Origin of the sequence: Kluyvera georgiana ATCC 51603 (genome assembly GCF_001654985.1) — a bacterium.
Classification (GTDB): domain Bacteria; phylum Pseudomonadota; class Gammaproteobacteria; order Enterobacterales; family Enterobacteriaceae; genus Kluyvera; species Kluyvera georgiana.
In genome coordinates this window covers 45,033-65,189 of record NZ_LXEU01000067.1, presented here as the reverse complement: position 1 = coordinate 65,189, position 20,157 = coordinate 45,033, and the positions used below count along the sequence as shown (strand labels likewise).

Genomic DNA, 20,157 nt, shown 5'->3' with positions numbered 1-20,157 from the left:
GGGCGCAAATATAGCAAATTCATCGAAACTGCGCCAATTACACTCTATATACACAAAATCATTCGAGTTGCATCGAGGCGGCAAGCGAATGAATCCCCAGGAGCGTACAAAAGTACGTGACTGGGGTGAATGAGTGCAGCCAACATAGAGGCAACTTGAAGGATGACGTGTATAATCGCGGCCTGAGTTTAATGAGGAACCATTCATGTCTGCTTTTACCCCGGCAAGTGAAGTCTTGCTGCGCCACAGTGACGATTTCGAACAGAGCCGTATTTTCTTTGCCGGCGATCTGCAGGATGACCTGCCCGCACGCCTTGAGACCGCCGCAAGCCGCGCGCATACCCAGCAGTTTCACCACTGGCAGGTGTTAAACCGCCAGATAGGCGACAACGTTCGCTTTGGGCTTGTGGCGCAGGCGGAAGACGTCGCCGACAGCGACACGTTTATCTACTACTGGCCAAAGAACAAACCGGAAGCCCAGTTCCAGCTGATGAACATTCTGTCTCTTCTGCCGGTGGGCACCGATATTTTCGTCATTGGCGAAAACCGCAGCGGCGTGCGCAGCGCCGAACAGATGCTGGCAGAGTTCGCGCCGCTGAATAAAGTCGACAGCGCTCGTCGCTGCGGCCTGTATCACGGTCGTCTGGAAAAACAGCCGTCGTTCGATGCGGAAACATTCTGGGGCGAATATCAGCTTGATAAGCTGACCATTAAGACCCTACCGGGCGTCTTCAGCCGTGACGGACTGGATGTCGGCAGCCAGCTGCTGCTCTCCACCCTGACGCCTCACACCAAAGGTAAAGTGCTGGACGTCGGCTGCGGCGCAGGCGTGCTGGCGGCGACGCTGGCCAGCCACTCGCCGAAGGTTCGTTTGACCCTGTGCGATGTGAGCGCTCCGGCGGTCGAAGCCAGCCGCGCAACCCTTGCGGCAAATGGCATTGAAGGCGACGTGCTGGCCAGCAACGTCTTCTCTGAGGTGAACGGCCGTTTCGATATGATCATCTCCAACCCGCCGTTCCACGATGGCATGCAGACCAGCCTGGACGCTGCGCAAACGCTGATTCGCGGCGCCGTGCGTCATCTGAACAGCGGCGGCGAGCTACGCATCGTGGCCAACGCCTTCCTGCCCTATCCGGCAGTGCTGGACGAGACCTTTGGCTTCCATGAAGTGATTGCTCAAACAGGCCGTTTCAAAGTGTACCGCACCGTCATGACCCGTCAGGCGAAAAAAGCCTAATCAATGCAGGCCGGATAAGGCATTTACGCCGCTATCCGGCGTTGCATCGCACAAGGCCAGTAGGCGCTAACGCTTATCTGGCCTACAACAAACGGTAAAATCCGCATAAACGCCTTTTTTTTCGGCAATCGCGCAGTCTTCGATAATTAACTATTGACGCACAGCGTAAAATCTCTAGAATTCGCCTCCGTGGTAACGATTCTTTCATAAAGAATCGATGGTATGCGAAGGTGGCGGAATTGGTAGACGCGCTAGCTTCAGGTGTTAGTGTCCTTACGGACGTGGGGGTTCAAGTCCCCCCCCTCGCACCATAATCCACGTTATATCGCTCGCACTGTGCGAAGGTGGCGGAATTGGTAGACGCGCTAGCTTCAGGTGTTAGTGTCCTTAGGATGTGGGGGTTCGAGTCCCCCCCCTCGCACCAACGAGGCGATATAACAAAAGTAACGAGATGTCTGTGCGAAGGTGGCGGAATTGGTAGACGCGCTAGCTTCAGGTGTTAGTGTCCTTACGGACGTGGGGGTTCAAGTCCCCCCCCTCGCACCAGTCTCCTCGTTCTCTTCCTGATTTCCTTTCTTGCTTCACTCCATCGATTTTAAATTCATTATAATCAGTACAATACCACCAATTAACGCAATGCAAGACGGCAACAGTACAAAGTGTCTCAGCTGACGATGCCAGATCATCGCACTGCTCAGCAGCAGCCCACAAACAATCACGCCACGCCAAACATCGGCTGAAAGCCCCATGGTGCTCAGTAGCGCAATTCCCCCCCCCGGAAGCAGTACTCCCCAGCCGCTGCCTAACGTTTTTTGCAACATGATTCCGCCCTTTAAATGATAATGATTACCAATATCATATAGTCTTTTTTGTCATTTGTCTGCTATTGCGCTAAGGTTTCATATTCATTAATGACATGAATATTATATGGTGTTAAGTTGTCTAAAAAACCAGCATGTCAAATATAAGGCAAGCGCACGACTCTTCCTGCATTATTGTTGCTTTTGATGCAGTTACTTATTTATTTAAGGCTGACTACAACTTCAAACAATGACTGTACAATCCTGGCGTACCCTGCGTGCGCAAAAATATCAGCTAACGTTCCGGCTGTTTTTGTTTCTCAATTTGGTCTCATCGGCGCTGTCGGTGTTTAGTCCGATATATGATGTACATATATTTCCCCTACCGGCAATGCTCATTGCGGTGGGTAGCGGCGCTATGCTGCTGTGGAACTGGCGCTACGCGAGAGTCAAACTCAACCTGCCGATAGTTTCGGCAATATTTGGCTGCCTGTGGGGCTGGCATATTTTAAGTAAAACTTTTGTGCTCCCTGCGGTAAATGATAACTTTCAAATGGTTGCGCTATTTAGCGTGTTATTTGTCGGGACTATTGCCTTTTCAAATAATATCATTGCGTTTGCACTGCATTCATTACCGACTTTTATTGTCTGCCTGTTCAGCAGCAATTCTGAAGAGTGGTGGCGAATGGTCTACTGCTTCGCGCTACCATTAATCGGTATTACCATTCAGCACATCATCCAGCGGCGTAACGACAGCTTTGCCCAGGGGTTGATGTATAAACTGCTGGAGGAACGCGAAACGCTGAACGGCTTGAGCATGCTCGATCCGCTTACCGGCCTGTATAATCGTCGCGGCTTCCAGTTTCGCCTGGATTCACTGAAAGCGCTTGGCCCGGCCCAACACTCGGTTCTACTGCTGGATATCGACCATTTTAAGGCCTACAACGACCACTACGGCCATATGATGGGCGATCAGGCGCTGATGCGTGTTTCCGCCGCCATTCGCAACGCGGTGCGCTCACGCGATATTGTGACCCGCTATGGTGGCGAAGAATTTTTGGTGCTGCTGCCGCAGTGTGATCTGAATAATGCCATCCTGACGGCGGAGCGCATTCGTCAGCAGGTCTACGATCTGAAGATCCCACATATGTTTAATGCCAGCGTCGCCACTCACGTCACCGTCAGTATCGGTATTGCCCCGCTAGAGGATAACGATATCGACGCGGCGATTCAGATGGCGGATAAAGCGCTGTACGAAGCCAAAAATCAGGGGCGCAACAGCGCCCTGACCAGCGAACGGCTTCCCGCCGCCTGAGTTCACAAAAAACAAGCGCGAGCGATAAACCGCTTGCGCTTGTTTTTATCTATAGCTAGGATTGCTAATCATTATCATTTAGTTTTGTATCTAGCTAATTCTATGGCCTATCGCTCCGCACCGATTGCTGATGACCTTATCTGGCGTACGTCGCTTCCCGCTACGGGAAATGTGCTCGCCGAATCGGTACGCGCAAAAATCGCCGAGCATCGTCCGCACATGCTGGAGATGTTTCGCCTAAATGAAACGCCCCCTGACAATGCGAAAGCGCTGGCCGAATGGGCAAAGCCGACAGAACTGAGCTCACTGCTCGCGATCTATTCCGATCATATCTACCGTAACCAACCGACACAGCCGCGCGAAAACAAACCGCTGATATCGCTGTGGGCACAATGGTATATCGGCCTGATGGTACCGCCACTGATGCTGGCGCTGCTGACCGAAGAATCTGCCATCGCCGTCTCACCCGAGCACTTCCACGTCGAGTTCCATGAAACCGGACGTGCTGCGTGCTTCTGGGTCGATGTACGCCACGATCTACGCACGACTCAGAAACCACTCGTCGAACGTATGGATAACTTAGTGACGCAAGGCATTATGCCCGTCATTGAGGCCCTTGAAGCCACGGGTGACATTAACGCTAAACTTATCTGGAGCAACACCGGTTATTTAATTAACTGGTATCTCGGCGAGATGATTGCACTGCTGGGCGAAGAGTCGGTGAACCAGATACGGCAGCGCTACTTCTTTAGCAAGACGCTGGCCGATGGCCAGGATAACCCGCTGTGGCGTACCGTTGTGGTGAGAGATGGCCGTTTGGTGCGCCGAACCTGCTGTCAGCGCTATCGTCTGCCCGATGTTCAGCAGTGTGGTGACTGCACCCTAAAATAACCGACGGGGCAAACGCCCCGTCGATTTCCTACCCATTACGCAACCTGCTGGCTCTCTTCCACCGCACGCTGTGCTTCTTCCTCTTCCTGTGCAAGCAACTGTTTTTCATACACTTTGAAGAACGGATAGTAGATGATTGCCGAAACGCAGGCCAGCAACACGACCAGAATCGCCGCACGGAAATCCCAGCCTAACGCCCACGCTCCACCGATAGGTGCCGGCGCGGTCCATGGAACAACAGAGATGACACGGCCAATCAGATCCAGCTTCATTGCCGCCCAGGCCAGAATGGCGTTAACCATCGGTGCCAGCAGGAACGGAATAAAGAACACCGGGTTCATGACGATAGGCGTACCGAAAATCACCGGTTCGTTGATGTTGAACAGGCTTGGCACCACGCTCAGACGGCCAATAGAACGCAGGTGGGCCAAGCGGCTACGCAGATAGCAGAATACCAGGCCCATGGTAGCACCGGAACCGCCAATCACGACGAAGAAGGTCCAGAATGCTTCCATAAAGATGTGCGGCAGCGGTGCGCCCTGCGCCAACGCGGTCTGGTTCAGACCAAGGTTGGTCAGCCAGAACATCTGCAGCATACCGGATACAATCGCCGCACCGTGAATCCCTGCGAACCACAGCAGGTGGCCAATCAGCACCGCCAGCAGAATAGCCGGTAAGGAGTCAGCCGCGGAAACCAACGGTTTGAACACCGACATGATAGCCTGAGGGATCAGCATATCGAACTGGCTCTGAATAAACAGACTCAGCGGATAGAGCGTCAGCACGACCACCAGAACCGGTATCAGCAGATCGAAAGAGTTTTTGATCATCGGCGGCACCTGATCCGGCAAACGGATCCCGATGTTGCGGATTTTCAGAAAACGCATCATCTCTACGCAGTAAACAGCGACGAGAATGGCGGTGAAGATCCCTGTCCCCCCGAGGCTATCCACCGGCAGAGTGCCGTTAGTTTTCGGTGCGGCAACCAGCAGGAACGCCATAATTGACAGCATCGAACACATGAAAGGATCGAGCTGGTTGGTCTTTTCGTAATGTTTACCTAAGTTATAGGAGATAGCGGCGCAGATATAGATAGACATGATGCCCATCGTCATATCAAACGGCGTCAGAATGCGGCCTTCAAACTGTTTTGCCAGGTCCAACCACGCGCGAGCAAAGCCCCAGGTGGTATCCGGCGAGAACGGCGGGTATGCAAATACCAGCAAGAACGACCCCACAATCATGAAAGGCATAGCAGAGATAAAACCGTCACGGATAGCCATGACGTGGCGCTGAGATGAAATACGCCCAGCAACTGGACTAACGTAGTTTTCTACAAAGCGAAATATCAAATTAAATGCAGCGTGATTAGCAGACATAGCAGCCCTCCTGACAGGCTTTAGACGTAAGCACAGCAACAACGATTTTGCCGACATACGACTGGGCAAACTGTGAACGCTCTGCGGTTGCAGCAACGCGACCTGACATATTGTTCATAGGGATACAGTTCATATATGGCTCTTATTATGGATACAAAGGAAGTTACCCTCGCAGTATCAATCGACTGAATGCGAACCGCAACCGGTTACTGTAACCGGTTGCAGCGAATGTGAAGGAGATCCAGAAATCAAACAATTTTTGCACAACTTCGTCGCAATATTTACAACCAAGGTAGCTTTATGACAGAGTGACTCGCCGAAAAATCAGGAGAGCATGATGAGCCTACAGTCTGTACGAGAATTCTTTGCCGAGCACGCGCCCGACATCAATATTATCGAGCTTGAGCAAAGCACTGCGACCGTCGCGCTGGCAGCCGCCGCCCATCAGGTTGAGCCTGGACAGATTGCCAAAACGCTGTCGTTGAAGATCAAGGACCGTGTGATTCTGGTGGTCGCTAAAGGCGATGCCCGTCTGGATAACAAAAAGCTGAAAGACACATTCGGTGCGAAAGCCCGCATGCTCAGCAGTGACGAAGTGGTCATGCTGACCGGACACCCCGTCGGCGGCGTATGTCCGTTTGGCCTGGAAAACCCGCTGGACGTCTATTGCGATGTCTCACTGCAGGCCTATGACGAAGTTCTCCCTGCTGCGGGCGCCATTCATAGCGCGGTACGCATCTCTCCACAGAGAATGGCCAGCCTGACCTCCGCAACGTGGGTTGATGTCTGCCAGCCATCTTCCAGTTAAGCAGAACACAGCGGCCTCTGCCCGTATGCGGTGTTCCGATCGGGCAGAGAAACCAATAAATCTGCGGCACTCAGCAGGCCGACATCTGAATTCACACCGAGCTTTGTCATGGCATTGAATTTATGTGCGCGGATAGTTTTGATGTTCCTATCCAGTCGCTGCGCAATTTCCATCAGTGAATAACCGTAGGTCATATAGCGTAGAATCATATTCTCGGTCGGGCTCAGACAGCGACTTTCATGATGCAGTAAGGAGGCATCGGCGCATTCATGACCGAGCGCCGCCTCTCGCAGAAGTTCCAGCAAACTTTGCTGAAGTTCCGATAACGGGCTGGATTTACTCAGTACGCCGTGAAGATACGTTGGCGAGAGATGCTTAATAAGGTCAGCCTCAGCGCTATCGTTCGCCAGAATAATACGCACGATCCCGGCGTCATGACGCGCTAAGGTCTCCATCGTAAACAGGCACTCAATACGCGGCTCCCTCATTCCGGGCAGGCAACAGATCAATACATCAAAAGAGGTCTGACGGAGCGCCAGCTTAAATTCGCGAATAGTGCGATAAAAATGAAAAGTAGAATTCCGGGAGTGGGCATGCATTAACAGATGACGTAACCCCACTTCCGTCATCATACAATGTTCTATGATAGCGATGCACTGCTTCCTGCTGTGCTTTTCCATTCCGCTTGCTCTCCATAAGCTGAGTAGAGATTCAGTTCCTTCATCCCTTGGCTGCTGTTAATCCAGGCATACATCTCCGCATTGCTGCGCAAAGAAAGTCGACGCATAGCGCTATTTTTTTGCGCGCTGATCGTCTTGTTACTTTTCTTCAGCAAGGCGGCAATTTGGTTAATTCCCCAGCCTTTCGCCAGCAGTCGCAGTACCTTACGTTCTGACAGCGTCAGCATAATTAATCGCTCATTGTCGCCATCGACATCCTCATTGGTTTGCAGAGAAAGCAACGTCTGGCTAATTTTTTCCGTACTGACGCCTCCCTGCCGGACGGCATCGATGACACGCTCGATGGGATCGGAATCTGAAAGTAAAGTGCTTTCCGGGCGCATTAAAAACTCAACGGCCAGCGAATAGTATTGTCGGCTAATCATGAAAATCCAGTGAATATCCCGATACTGGGACAGCAGCGTATAATACTGTTCACACAACGCACGCGGATGTCTGACTTCCCCAGAGAAATCGACAATAACGACGTCTGTGCGTCGTAACTGAAGTAACGTTAACTCTTCCAGAGACTGGCAAAAATTGAGCTCGTAGTCCGGGAAATACATTCCCATTATCGCGCTGAGCCCAGACTGCATTACCGGTATTTTGCTGATAATCACCGCGAATTTGCAGTATTCTGGCGACATAAAACCTCCGTATCCATTCGAAGATTCATTTCCTGAATATAAAACCACTTAATACTTATGCGAAGTATTAACAGGAAAATGAATCCATCCGTTTCTATTCCCTTTACCGCGATAACATTATGATTATGTCGTCGTCACCGAACCAATAAATATTTTGCTACATGGATGTACTGGTGGGATTGACGAAGGTAGTATGGCATGCCGTCAGGAAAGCACTAACTTAGAAAATATTAATTAAGTCATAAGAGAAATTAAAATTTGCGCTCTGTATTTTCTCCTCGTTATTCCATTTTCATTTTGAATTCTTTCGGCGTCATGCCCCCCCGTTTTCTGAAAAAACGGGAAAAATAGGTTACATCGCTAAACCCCAGATAATCAGATACCTGGGTAATGGTCATACTGGTGTACTGCAGGCTCCTTTTGGCCTCCAGCAGCAACCGCTGGTGCAGCACGTTTAGCGCACTGGTGCCATGGAATTCACGGCACAGGCAGTTCAGATGGGTCGTCGATACCCCGAGTCGCTGCGCGTATTCCGCCAGCGACAAATGTTCACGGTAGTGGCTCTCAATCAGCCGCGCAAACCGCCGTAGCACGCCGCGTTTTCGCTCGCTTTTGTCTTCAATCGTCTTCGATGGCGCCCCCTGCCGATTGAGCCAAACCAATAACGCGCCCAACAGCGAATAGAGCATCATTCTCGTGCTTATACTCTTCCAGCAGCGTCGCGAACATCGACCGAATATGACGGCTTGAACGCTTAACCGGTATACACCTTGGTTGGCTGAGCACATCCAGCTGACCACCAAACTGCGCCTCCAGCTTGCTCAACAGCGGAAGCGCTAGCGACAGCACATAGCCCTGGGTTCCGGGCGAAAAACGAAAACCATGTACGCACAGCGATGGCACGACCTGAATGCTGGGCTCGTTAACCACGTGCCGCTCGCCTTCCACTTCAATTTCCGCCTGTCCCTTGTGCAAATACAGCAACTGCACCATTTCCGCATGCTGATGCACGCGGATGTGCCACTCATAGAGGCTGCTGCGCTGGAGTATCGACTCACAGTGCAACAGATCGGGCGTGGGCCAGCCCCTATGCTCACCATAGAGCTTAAAGACCGGCACAATATCCGACTGCGGTGTCGCCACGCCCGCACGTTTCATGCGCTATTCCACCGTTTCATAAGGTAACCCAACATAGTTCTCCGCAATGGTCGTCAGCCCGGCGCGCGATCCCAGATAGTACTGGCGATCGACCTCCTGCATCTTTCTGTCGAACGCGCTCTTGTCCTGGAAATCGTGTAGCAGGTGCGTCATAAACCAGCTGAAGCGTTCGCCTTTCCACACCCGGTTCAGCGCCAGCTGTGAATAGTGGCTAAGTAAATCTTCGCGGCCATGGCGGTAGTACTGGCGCAAAATACGCCACAGATAGTTCACGTCTGACACGGCCAGGTTCAGCCCTTTGGCCCCCGTGGGCGGAACGATGTGCGCCGCATCGCCGACAAGGAACATTCGGCCATACTGCATTGGCTCCACCACGTAGCTACGCAGCGGCGCAATGCTCTTCTCAAGTGAGTGACCAGTCACTAACTTTTGACTCAATTCATCCGGCAGACGACGCTTCAACTCTCCCCAGAAGCGTTCATCTGACCACTGCTCGACCTTGTCGCTGAGCGGTACCTGGAGATAGTAGCGGCTTCTTGTTAGTGAGCGCTGACTACACAATACAAACCCACGCTCATGGTGTGCATAAATAAGTTCGTGGTTTACCGGCGGCGTATCCGCGAGCAGCCCCAGCCAGCCGAACGGCCAGATACTTTCGTACTCGCGCAAAATATCGCGGGGGATACTCTGTCGCGAAACGCCGTGGAACCCATCGCAACCCGCAACAAAATCACATTCCAGCCGGCACGTTTCGCCATTTTTCACAAACGTTACAAAGGGTTTATCATTCTTGAGGTCATGTAGCTCAACTTGTTCAACGCCATAAATGGTCTGGGCGCCACATGCCTGACGCGCTTCCATCAGATCGCGCGTCACTTCGGTCTGCCCGTAAACCATCACGGTTTTGCCCCCCGTGAGCTCGCTCAGCGGCACGGGAATGCGTTGGTTGGCAAACAAAAACTCCACGCCGTGGTGAATCAACCCTTCTGCGTCCATACGGCGAGAGACCCCCGCTTCACGCAGCAGCTCAACGGTACCGTTTTCCAGGATGCCCGCACGAATGCGACCCAGCACATACTCCGGTGTCTGGCGCTCAAGGATAACGGTTTTAATCCCGGCGTTATGCAGCAGCTGGCCTAACAGCAGCCCCGAAGGCCCGGCACCGATAATGGCGACTTGCGTGTTCATAGGGTGACCTCACATTCTGGTTAATTATTTGTTTATTTTGTGTATAAATAAAGTTTCAGAATGCATTTTTGATAAGTCAGTAACGAAAAAGAAGGCCAGAATCCGTTCAAAATTTGCACTTTCGAACAGTTTTGCAAAAGTGTGGGCGATATCAACTCTTCGCCCTTCAGTGACGAACGCTGAATTTTTGCACATTGTTTGATCCGGCGCGGAGAGTACAGACCAATTCTTCGGGTACAAGTAGGTCATTACACAGGCGTTTTGGGTACCAGGGTTCTTATGGAAGTCGATCAGTCAGAACAACGCATCGTTACGCGGCTATGTATTCAGTGCGGGCTTTTTTTATTGCAACATGGGGCGGAGAGCGCTCTGGTGGAGGAATTGTCCACGCGTCTGGGGCTTGCGCTGGGGATGGACAGCGTCGAAAGCGCCATCTCATCAAACGCCATCGTGCTGACCACCATCAAGGACGGCCTCTGCCTGACGTCAACGCGTAAAAACAGCGATCGTGGGATCAACATGCACGTGGTCACCGAAGTGCAGCACATCGTCATCATGGCCGAGCACAAGCTGCTGGACTATAAAGATGTCGGTAAACGTTTTGCGCAGATAAGACCGCTACGCTACCCGCGCTGGCTGGTCGTGCTCATGGTAGGGCTATCGTGCGCCTGCTTTTGTAAACTGAACAACGGCGGCTGGGACGGCGCGCTGGTCACCTTCTGTGCCAGTACTATCGCCATGTATATTCGCCAGATGCTAACGCATCGCTCAATGCATCCGCAGATTAACTTCGGCCTGACGGCCTTCGTGGCGACGACGGTCTCCGGTCTGATGTTGCAGCTTCCTGCCTTTCATCAGACCTCGACTGTCGCCATGGCGGCCAGCGTACTGCTTCTGGTGCCGGGGTTCCCTCTTATTAACTCGGTGGCTGACATGTTCAAAGGGCATATCAACACCGGGCTGGCGCGCTGGGCGATTGCCAGTCTATTAACGTTGGCCACCTGCGTCGGTGTGGTCATGGCGATGACCTTATGGGGGCTGCGCGGATGGGTGTAATGAATTTTGTCCTGCTGCTGGCTCAGGATATCGTGCTATCGGCTATTCCCGCCGTCGGCTTTGCGATGGTGTTTAACGTTCCGCACCGCGCGTTGCCATGGTGCGCGCTACTGGGTGCTATCGGCCACGCCTCACGCTTCGTCATGATGACCGCTGGCTTCAACATCGAATGGGCCACCTTCCTGGCAGCACTGCTGGTGGGCAGTATCGGTATCCAGTGGTCGCGCTGGTATCTGGCGCATCCGAAAATTTTCACCGTAGCCGCCGTGATCCCGATGTTCCCCGGTATTTCAGCCTACACGGCCATGATCTCTGCGGTAAAAATCAGTCATTTCGGCTATTCCGAAGAGATGATGATCACCCTGCTGAGTAACTTCCTGAAGGCCTCGTCTATCGTCGGTGCGCTCTCCATCGGCCTGTCGATTCCAGGGCTGTGGCTGTACCGTAAGCGCCCACGGGTGTGATCCTGAGGGCGGCACGGGAGAGTGCCGCCCTTCCCCCGGCTTGTGCTACTATGTGCAGTATTCGTGCGGATTTCCCGCACCCTTCCCGTATTTTCCAGTATTGAGATAGTGTGTTATGTCTTCTCGTATTTTAACGCCTAACGTGATTGGTATTGACGCTTTCGTTGCCGATCCCGCGGCCATTCTTGCGCAAACCCAGGGTGGCGCGGTCGCCGTGTTTGCCAATAATGCGCCGGCATTCTATGCCGTCACGCCGGAGCGATTGGCGCAGTTGCTGGCGCTGGAAGAAAAGCTTGCCCGTCCGGGCAGCGACGTGACGCTGGACGCCCAGTTCTTTGAAGAACCCACGGCGGCACCGGTCTCCGTACCAATGGGTAAATTCGCCATGTACGCAGGATGGCAGCCTGACGCTGAGTTTCTGCGCCTTTCCGCGCTGTGGGGCATCGCCTTAAGCGAGCCGGTTACGCCAGAAGAGCTGGCCTCGTTCGTCGCCTACTGGCAGGCGGAAGGCAAAGTTTTCCACCACGTGCAGTGGCAGCAAAAATTAGCGCGCAGCATACAGATGGGCCGGGCGAACAATAACGGCCAGATGCGCCGTGATGTTAACGCGGTCAGCGAACCTGATCGTCAGATTCCACCGGGTTTCAGAGGTTGAGCATGAAAGACGTTGGCGAATTGATGAAGCGCCTGCAAAAGATGATGCCGGCGCATATTGAACCGGCCTTTAAAACCGGCGAAGAGCTGCTGGCCTGGCAGAAAGAACAGGGCGAGATCCGCGCGGCGGCGCTGGCGCGTGAAAACCGAGCGATGAAAATGCAGCGCACCTTTAACCGCTCCGGCATTCGCCCACTGCATCAAAACTGTTCGTTCGATAACTACCGCGTTGAAAACGAAGGTCAGATGAACGCGCTGGCAAAAGCGCGGCAGTACGTTGATGAGTTCGACGGCAATATCGCGAGCTTTATTTTTTCCGGCAAGCCGGGTACCGGCAAAAACCACCTCGCCGCGGCCATCTGCAATGAGCTGCTATTGCGCGGTAAATCGGTGCTGATTATCACCGTTGCCGACATTATGTCGGCGATGAAAGAAACCTTTAGTAACCGCGAAACCAGCGAAGAACAGCTGCTAAGCGATTTGAGCAACGTCGACCTGCTGGTGATCGATGAGATCGGCATGCAGACCGAATCACGCTATGAAAAGGTGATCATCAACCAGATCGTTGACCGTCGTTCCTCATCCAAGCGCCCGACCGGCATGCTGACCAACAGCAATCTCGACGAAATGAATAAACTTCTGGGCGAGCGGGTCATGGACCGCATGCGCCTCGGTAACAGCCTGTGGGTGATCTTCAATTGGGAAAGTTACCGCAGTCGGGTAACAGGGAAAGAGTATTAAGATACATCCTATGAATGACAGGCGTATACTTATTACGTCCATTGATAACTGCACACACGAGTAAACCCCATGAAATCTGTAAAATCGATGCTTTGCCGCGTAATTATTGCCAGCGCGTTTATTTCTACCGCTGCGGGCGCCGTATCGTTGAATGACCTGAGTAGCGCAGCCAGCTCGCTCGCTGGCAGCAGCAGCTCGTCACAGAGCGGCGGATCTTCCCTCTCTTCGCTGACCAGTCTGCTTAACGGTGGCAGCCAGTCGTTAAGCTCCAGCAGCATGAACAATGCCGCCGGGATCATGGGGTATTGCGCGAAAGAGAAACTGGCCTCCGTGGCCAACGTGGATAACGTGAAAAGCCAGGTGCTGGATAAACTGGGTCTCAACACGGCGGCTGAACAGAAAAAAGATACCGGCTACATGGAAGGACTTGAAGGCCTGCTGAACGCCAAAGACGGCCAGAAGCTCGACCTCGACAGTCTGGGCAACACCGAACTGGGTAAAAAAGTCAAAGCAAAAGCCTGTGATTTCGTTCTTAAACAAGGCGTTAGCTTCATTTCCTGATAGTCTTTTTGGGTGGCAGAAATCACACCGGCCACCCAAAAAACGCTCAAATAACGTTCATTTATAAACCAATTCTGAATAACAGCACACTTTCATTACGTTAGAATTGCAGACAGATGACGGCACAATTACATTGTGAAGTTACTTTCTGTAGAGCCAGAAAACCTGGCGCGGTTGAGGATGTGTAGTGTCAGAGTTGTTATCCCTCGTTCTGTTTCTGGCTTCCATTGCGATATACGCCTGGAAGGCAGGGCGCAATAAATGGTGGTTTGCCGCCACGTTAACGGTACTGGGCCTGTTTGTGGTCCTGAATATTACCCTGTATGCCAGCGACTACTTTACCGGCGACGGTATCAACGATGCGGTACTCTATACTCTGACCAACAGCCTGACCGGCGCGGGCGTCAGCAAATACATCCTGCCGGGTGTCGGCCTCGTTGCCGCGCTGGTCGCTGTTTTTAGCGCGCTGGGCTGGTTATTACGTCGACGCCGCCATCATCCTCATCATTTTGGCTACAGTCTGCTGGCGCTGGTTCTGGCCGTCGGTTCGGTCGATGCCAGCCCGGCGTTCCGCCAGATTAGCGAGCTGGTAAAATCCCAGTCGCGCGACGGCGATCCTGATTTTTCGGCCTACTATAAAGAACCGTCAAAAACGATCCCGAAACCAAAGCTGAACCTCGTTTATATCTATGGCGAGAGCCTGGAACGTACCTACTTTGACAACGACGCCTTCCCGAACCTGACGCCGGAGCTGGGCGAGTTAAAGAACCAGAGTCTGGATTTCAGCCATACCATGCAGCTGCCGGGTACCGACTACACTATTGCCGGTATGGTTGCCTCCCAGTGCGGTATCCCGCTGTTCGCGCCGTTCGAAGGTAACGCGTCCGCGTCGCTGTCGAGCTTCTTTCCGCAAAATATCTGCCTGGGCGATATCCTGAAAAACTCCGGCTACGAGAACTACTTCGTGCAGGGTGCCAACCTGCGTTTTGCGGGCAAAGACGTCTTCCTGAAATCGCACGGTTTCGACAATCTGTACGGCGCGGAAGAGCTGAAAACCACCGTCGCGGACCCGAACTACAAAAACGACTGGGGCTATTACGACGACACCGTTCTCGACGAAGCGTGGAAGAAATTTGAGACGCTGTCACGCGAGGGTAAACGCTTTTCGCTGTTTACCTTAACGGTCGATACCCACCATCCGGACGGCTTTATCTCCCGTAGCTGCAACCGCAAAAAGTACGATATCAACGGCAAGGCCAACCAGTCGTTTAGCGCAGTGGCCTGCAGCCAGGAAAACATTGCGGAATTTATTAATAAAATCAAAACATCACCGTGGTTTAAAGACACGGTTATCGTGGTTTCCTCCGACCATCTGGCGATGAAAAACACCGCCTGGGACTACCTGAATAAACAGGACCGCAGCAATCTGTTCTTCGTGATTCGCGGTGACAAACCCGACGAGCAGGACGTGCTGGCGGTAAAACGTAACACCATGGATAACGGCGCAACGGTGCTGGATATACTCGGCGGAGACAACTTTATCGGCCTGGGCCGCAGTAGCCTGTCCGGGCAGTCGTTGTCCGAAGTCTTCCTGAATATGAAGGAGAAGGTGCTGGCGTGGAAACCGGACATCATTCGCCTGTGGAACTTCCCGAAAGAGATCAAAAACTTCTCTATTGATACTCAGAAAAACATGATCGCTTTTTCCGGTAGCCACTTCCGCTTGCCGCTACTGCTGCGCGTGTCGGATAACCGCGTTGAGCCGCTGCCGGAAAGCGAATACTCTGCGCCGCTGCGCTACCAGCTGGCCGATTTTGCCCCCCGCGATAACTTCGTCTGGATTGACCGCTGCTATAAAATGGCGCAGCAGTGGTCGCCGAATCTGGCGTTGTCTACCGACTGGTGCGTGTCGCAGGGCCAGCTTGGCGGCGAGCAAAAAGTGCAGCACGTCGACAAAGCGCAGTGGAACGGTAAAACCGAGTTTAAAGACACGGTGATCGACATGGTGCGCTACAAAGGCAACGTCGATTCGCTGAAAACCGTCGATAACGATATCCGCTACAAAGCCGATAGCTTTATCTTTAACGTCGCCGGGGCGCCGGAAGAGGTGAAAAGCTTTAGCGGCATCTCTCGTCCGGAAGCCTGGGGCCGCTGGTCTAATGCCCAGCTTGGCGAGGAAGTGAAAATTGAGTATCAGCACCCGCTGCCGAAACGCTTCGACCTGGTGATCACCGCCAAAGCCTTCGGGCCAAACGCGGATAAACCGATCCCGGTTCGCGTGGGCAACAGCGAACAGACGATTACCCTCAGTCATGATGTGACCACCACCACGCTGCACTTTGACAACCCGTCGGACGCCAGCACGCTGGTGATTGTACCGCCGAGCCCGCAGTCAACGAACGAGGGCAATATCCTCGGCCACTCTCCGCGCCAGCTGGGCATTGGGATGGTGGAAATCAAAGTGATCGATGCACAAGGCTAATGTCTTAAGCGTAAGGGGGCATATCGCCCCCGTTTATTTTCTCTATTTTCGTAAAAATAAAAACCTATAAAACACTTATAAATCAGATTAAAAAACCATATCAATCCAACTTATATTTATAAATATACCAATAAAAGCAAATTTCTTAGCATTTACCAATACTGAAAAATATTGGTCTATATTGCTGCGTAATCATGCTCACTGGTTATAAATTCGAATCCATTCGCGTCTTACATAATGAACGTATCGTTGCCTGGGAAGTCCTCTCAACCGCAGCGGACCCGATAGACCTCGAGCATTTTTTCAGCAACCTGGCGCTTGATGCCAGAGTTGAGCTCTTCTTTGCCCAACTTGTCCATGTCACTCAAACCGCGGGCTCCGGTAAGTACTATCTGAACGCCAGCGCAGACGTCATGCTGACCCCTCATTTTTTGCCGCGCCTCGCAGAACAGGTTGCAGTCCCCGGCGGGCATCAGGCTGGCGTGGATCGCAATGGCGTTCATTTTCTGCTGCGCTACTCGATTCCCCTTTTTATCGCCAGCGGGCAAGCGGAGAGCAAAGATGTCGCGGCTCAGCTTACCTGTACGCGACAGGACGCCAGCATCAGCTGCCAGAACCGGGGGACAGCACACGTACGTCTGAGTCATGTCGAAGCGCTCAATGCGCAGGGGCAGGTGGCGGAAACACTGCCCGGGCTGGCCGGTTACGTCCTGCCCGGGCAACGATTCGTGTTGCCGTTTAAACAACTTCAACGCCATCCGACCTCTTCCCTGCGCGCGTATCTGAATGAACATACTCAAGCCAGCCTGCTTAACGTCCATTCTGCTGCTGTGGCTACTGTCGATGACGCTCCACGCTGAGCCCCCCACCGCCAACACGCAATACCTGTCTGTCACCGTTAACCACTACGCTTACGACGGAGTGTGGGCCGTACGCGTGGTGGATAATGCGCTGTGGATAGCCACTCACGATGCGGTCAGGCTGGGCATTTCATCCGGGCAGGCGAAGACGGCGTGGCTCAATCTGTCCACTCTGCCGGGGATTCAGGTCAACTTCTACAGTCTGCAACAGCAGTTATCGCTTACCCTTCCCGAGCAGGCGCTAACGCACGTTCAGCATCTGGAAAGTCAGCCACGCACAGCGTCCCTTGCCACGCAGCAGGCACAGCCGCTGGGCAACCTCACGCTCGACTATTCCCTTTATTCCCGCGATACCGCCAGCCAACAGCAAACCAGCCTGCAAAGCCAGCTACAAACCTCCGGCTGGCTACCGGGGCAGCTCAGCAGCAGTATGAACAGCCGGTTTCCGCATGGGCAAGGCGGCGACGGCACCACGCAGACCCGGTTGATGACCACCTGGCAGCAAGACTTCCCGCAGTGGCTCACCAGCGTTGCGCTTGGCGACAACGTAACGACCGGCGTCAGCTGGAGCCGTCAGGTACGTTTCGCTGGCCTGCATCTGGCGCGCAATTTCCAGCTCGACCCGCAGCTGAACACCGCGCCGCGCGCGCAGTTCAGCGATAGCGTCGTGCTGCCGTCCACCGTCGATTTGTACATTGATGGGTTACAGCAAAGCCACCAGCAGGTCACGCCGGGCAGCTACATTCTCGATACCTTGCCCACCTTTTCCGGCAGCGGACAGGCGCGAGTCGTCATCACCGACATTAACGGCCAGCGCCGCGAGGTGACGCTCGATCTGTACGGCGCGCCGGATATGCTGGCACAGGGCGTGAGCAGCCGTTCGCTGGATGTCGGCTGGTTACGCAAAAACTATGCGGAGCGCTCTAACGACTACGCCGCGTCACCGCTGCTCGATGCGGGCTGGCGTTACGGGGTGAGCAATCGCCTGACCGTCAGCGCCCACACTGAACAACATCACGATGCGCACAACATCGGCATTGCCAGCGACTGGCTGATCTCGCCGCGGGCCGGAATTATCAGCGGTCACACGGCCATCAGCCAAAGTCCGCAAGGAGAAGGAAACAAATGGGGTATCGGTTACCAGTGGAATGCACAAGGGCTAGGCCTCTCCGCCAATACCAGCCACAGCAGCAGCGCCTGGGCAGATATCGCTCGCGTTAGCGGTAGCCTGCCGGTGCGGCGCAGCGATAACTTGTGGATGAGTCAGACCGTCTCCGGCTGGGGAACGCTGGGCGTTGGCTGGGTGCGTCAGGATAGCGCCCGCTACCTCAACGCCAGCTGGTCAAAATCCTTTCATAACCGGGTGTCGGCCTCACTGGGGTTTACCCATGCGCTGAACAGCGGTGACAAAACCTTCCAGCTGATGCTCTCCGTTCCGCTGGGCAACCGCGACTCACTCTCACTCCAGGCGGGAAATCCATCGTCTCGCTGGGATTATCGCCACCAGCCGGATAGCCAGTTGGGCGGCTGGTCGTGGCAGATTAGCCAGAGCGCGGGCAGCGCGTCGCGCCAGGCGCATACGGATATCGGCTACCTTGGCCAATACGGCGAGTGGCATGCCGGACTAGACCGCGACCAAAGCAGCGTCAACCGCTATCTCAGCGGCGAAGGTGCGATGATGCTGCTGGAAAATCACCCCTATGCGCTACGCTACAACCGCCAGGGGATCGCGCTGGTCTCCACCAACGGCATTGGCAATGTACCCATCGCCGTCGAGAACCGTAAAGCGGGCACAACCGATGAAAATGGCTATCTGCTGCTGACGGATTTACCGCTCTACCATAACGCCAGAATCTCGCTCGACCCGCTGAGTCTTCCGCCGGAGATCGTTACGCCGTTAACCGAAATCCATGCGCAGCCGGGAATGACCACGGCGGTGAAGGTCGATTTCCAGGTGCATCGCGCGCGCCTGGTGTCCGCCCAACTTTTCGACCACCAACGTCAGCCAATACCGGTTGGCAGCGGCATCCGCTATTCCAGCGGAGAGTCCATCGTCGGGCGCGACGGCTATATCTGGCTGGAAAACCCGCCAATGCCGGGCTCATTAAGCATTCAAACCCCCACGGGCTCGTGTGACGTGACGCTTCCTGCGGCCTCCTCCTCTGCCACCGTGGTCAATCTCGGAACCTTACCGTGTCATTAAAACTGCTGCTCGCCCCACTGCTGTTGCTGACGTTCGCTCTGCTCTCGTGCCCCGCGCACGCCGCTAACTGTTGGATAACCCAGGGCGCATCCACCGCATTTGGCACATTGGTGGCAGGCAATACCAGCTCGGCACAGTCGAGCGTAAAGTTCAACTGCTACGCCGATTATGGCGAAACGCGCTACTTCAACGTCTGCCTGAGCAGCCTGGAATCCGCGCCGTTCAAAATGACCTCCAACGGCGATGAAGAAGGCAAGCAGTACACGATGCTATTTCGTCTCTACAGCACGCTGGATAACAGCCTGGAGCTGACCTCTATCGGCGCGGGCCGCGCCCTGCAAACGGCGCTAACGATAGGCGGTAATCAAACTTCCAGCGGCAGCTTTCCGCTGCTCGCCACCATTCCCTCCGGGCAAAACAACCTGCCGGTTCGTAGCTACTTCAACTATACTTTGGGGCTGAAACTGACGTGGAACAGTGCCACCCGCAAAGAGGCGCTCACCAGCTGTCAGGATGGCAAGTGGCAGGGGGAAGCAACGGATGCATCATCCAACGCCAGCGCCACGCTATCCGACAGCTGCTTTATTCAGAGCGTCACGTCGCTCAACTTTGGCACCGTGGGCAGTACTGCGCTAACTTCCCGGCTGGCCTCGACGGCCAGTATTCGCGCTCGCTGCCCGGTGGGGAGCAGTTATTCACTGGGCATCAGCAGCGGTGAACATGCCTCTGGCACACGACGCCAGATGTGTAACGATCGCCAGCAGTGTCTGCAATATGCCCTCTGGCAGGATGCCGCCGCCACCCGTCCGTGGGGCGAAGCATTGGGAAGCAATACTATGGAAATGAGTCATCATGACGGGAGCGTGCAGGCGGCGACCGTTTATGGCACGGTGCCCACACAACCCCTCACCGGCACGGGCGTATTTAGCGATAACGTCGTTATTACGCTCACTTATTAATCTAAATAATGCGCGGTTTGGATCGATGTTACCGA

The 20,157-nt window shown here is 54.0% G+C and carries 18 protein-coding genes, 3 tRNA genes and 1 pseudogene; 16 read left to right on the top strand and 6 right to left on the bottom strand.

Annotated features, from left to right (window positions below; translation table 11 throughout):
• The first annotated feature begins 205 nt into the window (after positions 1–205).
• The 4 genes from rsmC (at position 206) to M989_RS16880 (ending at position 1,783) form a co-directional block, all read left to right on the top strand.
• Positions 206–1,237 (top strand): 16S rRNA (guanine(1207)-N(2))-methyltransferase RsmC, encoded by a 1,032-nt coding sequence (gene rsmC / locus M989_RS16895; RefSeq protein ID WP_064547142.1) that lies wholly within the window; start codon positions 206–208, stop codon positions 1,235–1,237.
• A 224-nt stretch (positions 1,238–1,461) separates the two neighbouring features.
• A tRNA-Leu gene (locus tag M989_RS16890) sits at positions 1,462–1,548 on the top strand.
• Between the two features lie 27 nt (positions 1,549–1,575).
• Positions 1,576–1,661: transfer RNA gene (locus tag M989_RS16885), tRNA-Leu, on the top strand.
• Positions 1,662–1,696: 35 nt separating this feature from the next.
• Positions 1,697–1,783, top strand: a tRNA-Leu gene (locus M989_RS16880).
• Positions 1,784–1,818: 35 nt separating this feature from the next.
• Here the strand turns inward: M989_RS16880 and M989_RS16875 are convergent.
• Positions 1,819–2,058: a DUF1435 domain-containing protein gene (locus tag M989_RS16875; protein WP_064547140.1), complete on the bottom strand. Its 240-nt coding sequence runs from the start codon at positions 2,056–2,058 to the stop codon at positions 1,819–1,821.
• Between the two features lie 229 nt (positions 2,059–2,287).
• Between M989_RS16875 and M989_RS16870 the strand changes: the two genes are divergently transcribed.
• A complete protein-coding gene (locus tag M989_RS16870) occupies positions 2,288–3,352 on the top strand; it encodes a GGDEF domain-containing protein (RefSeq protein ID WP_064547138.1) in 1,065 nt (354 codons plus the stop codon).
• Positions 3,353–3,454: 102 nt separating this feature from the next.
• Positions 3,455–4,243, top strand: coding sequence for a siderophore-iron reductase FhuF (gene fhuF / locus M989_RS16865; protein ID WP_064547136.1), 789 nt, complete (start codon positions 3,455–3,457; stop codon positions 4,241–4,243).
• Between the two features lie 35 nt (positions 4,244–4,278).
• On the opposite strand, the gene M989_RS16860 is transcribed toward fhuF, so the two are convergent.
• On the bottom strand, positions 4,279–5,622 hold the full coding sequence (locus M989_RS16860; RefSeq protein ID WP_064547134.1) for a PTS sugar transporter subunit IIC: 1,344 nt from the start codon (positions 5,620–5,622) through the stop codon (positions 4,279–4,281).
• Between the two features lie 337 nt (positions 5,623–5,959).
• Between M989_RS16860 and M989_RS16855 the strand changes: the two genes are divergently transcribed.
• On the top strand, positions 5,960–6,430 hold the full coding sequence (locus M989_RS16855; protein ID WP_064547132.1) for a YbaK/EbsC family protein: 471 nt from the start codon (positions 5,960–5,962) through the stop codon (positions 6,428–6,430).
• Here the strand turns inward: M989_RS16855 and bglJ are convergent.
• The 4 genes and pseudogenes from bglJ to pobA form a co-directional block, all read right to left on the bottom strand.
• Positions 6,427–7,062 (bottom strand): DNA-binding transcriptional activator BglJ, encoded by a 636-nt coding sequence (gene bglJ, locus M989_RS16850; RefSeq protein ID WP_245191271.1) that lies wholly within the window; start codon positions 7,060–7,062, stop codon positions 6,427–6,429. The two genes, M989_RS16855 and bglJ, sit on opposite strands and share 4 nt — an antisense overlap.
• A gap of 8 nt (positions 7,063–7,070) precedes the next feature.
• Positions 7,071–7,796, bottom strand: a complete 726-nt coding sequence (locus M989_RS16845) for a helix-turn-helix transcriptional regulator (RefSeq protein WP_064547131.1) — start codon at positions 7,794–7,796, stop codon at positions 7,071–7,073.
• A gap of 281 nt (positions 7,797–8,077) precedes the next feature.
• Positions 8,078–8,954: pseudogene (locus M989_RS16840) on the bottom strand (helix-turn-helix domain-containing protein).
• A 3-nt stretch (positions 8,955–8,957) separates the two neighbouring features.
• Complete coding sequence (gene pobA, locus M989_RS16835; RefSeq protein WP_064547130.1) at positions 8,958–10,142, bottom strand: 4-hydroxybenzoate 3-monooxygenase; 1,185 nt, start codon at positions 10,140–10,142, stop codon at positions 8,958–8,960.
• A 279-nt stretch (positions 10,143–10,421) separates the two neighbouring features.
• Here pobA and M989_RS16830 point away from each other — a divergent pair, with 279 nt between their 5' ends.
• From M989_RS16830 to M989_RS16790, 9 genes are all read left to right on the top strand, one after another.
• The gene (locus tag M989_RS16830; protein ID WP_064547129.1) at positions 10,422–11,198 is read left to right on the top strand and encodes a threonine/serine exporter family protein; all 777 of its coding nucleotides are present in this window, start codon (positions 10,422–10,424) and stop codon (positions 11,196–11,198) included.
• A complete protein-coding gene (locus M989_RS16825; protein WP_064547128.1) occupies positions 11,189–11,662 on the top strand; it encodes a threonine/serine exporter in 474 nt (157 codons plus the stop codon). The genes M989_RS16830 and M989_RS16825 overlap by 10 nt, the downstream gene beginning before the upstream one ends.
• 115 nt (positions 11,663–11,777) lie before the next feature.
• A complete protein-coding gene (gene dnaT / locus M989_RS16820; RefSeq protein WP_064547126.1) occupies positions 11,778–12,317 on the top strand; it encodes a primosomal protein DnaT in 540 nt (179 codons plus the stop codon).
• Positions 12,318–12,319: 2 nt separating this feature from the next.
• A complete protein-coding gene (gene dnaC / locus M989_RS16815) occupies positions 12,320–13,057 on the top strand; it encodes a replicative helicase loader DnaC (protein ID WP_064547124.1) in 738 nt (245 codons plus the stop codon).
• A gap of 69 nt (positions 13,058–13,126) precedes the next feature.
• Positions 13,127–13,618 carry a YjjA family protein gene (locus M989_RS16810; protein ID WP_064547122.1) on the top strand — a complete coding sequence of 164 codons (492 nt, stop codon included), beginning with the start codon at positions 13,127–13,129 and terminating at the stop codon, positions 13,616–13,618.
• Between the two features lie 187 nt (positions 13,619–13,805).
• On the top strand, positions 13,806–16,100 hold the full coding sequence (opgB, locus tag M989_RS16805) for a phosphatidylglycerol--membrane-oligosaccharide glycerophosphotransferase (protein WP_064547121.1): 2,295 nt from the start codon (positions 13,806–13,808) through the stop codon (positions 16,098–16,100).
• A 194-nt stretch (positions 16,101–16,294) separates the two neighbouring features.
• Positions 16,295–16,960 (top strand): fimbrial biogenesis chaperone, encoded by a 666-nt coding sequence (locus M989_RS25635; RefSeq protein WP_157093564.1) that lies wholly within the window; start codon positions 16,295–16,297, stop codon positions 16,958–16,960.
• On the top strand, positions 16,887–19,163 hold the full coding sequence (locus M989_RS16795) for a fimbria/pilus outer membrane usher protein (RefSeq protein ID WP_245191270.1): 2,277 nt from the start codon (positions 16,887–16,889) through the stop codon (positions 19,161–19,163). Before M989_RS25635 ends, M989_RS16795 begins: the two co-directional genes overlap by 74 nt.
• Entirely contained in the window at positions 19,154–20,122 is a 969-nt protein-coding gene (locus M989_RS16790) for a Csu type fimbrial protein (RefSeq protein ID WP_245191269.1), read from the top strand. Before M989_RS16795 ends, M989_RS16790 begins: the two co-directional genes overlap by 10 nt.
• Positions 20,123–20,157: the final 35 nt, after the last annotated feature.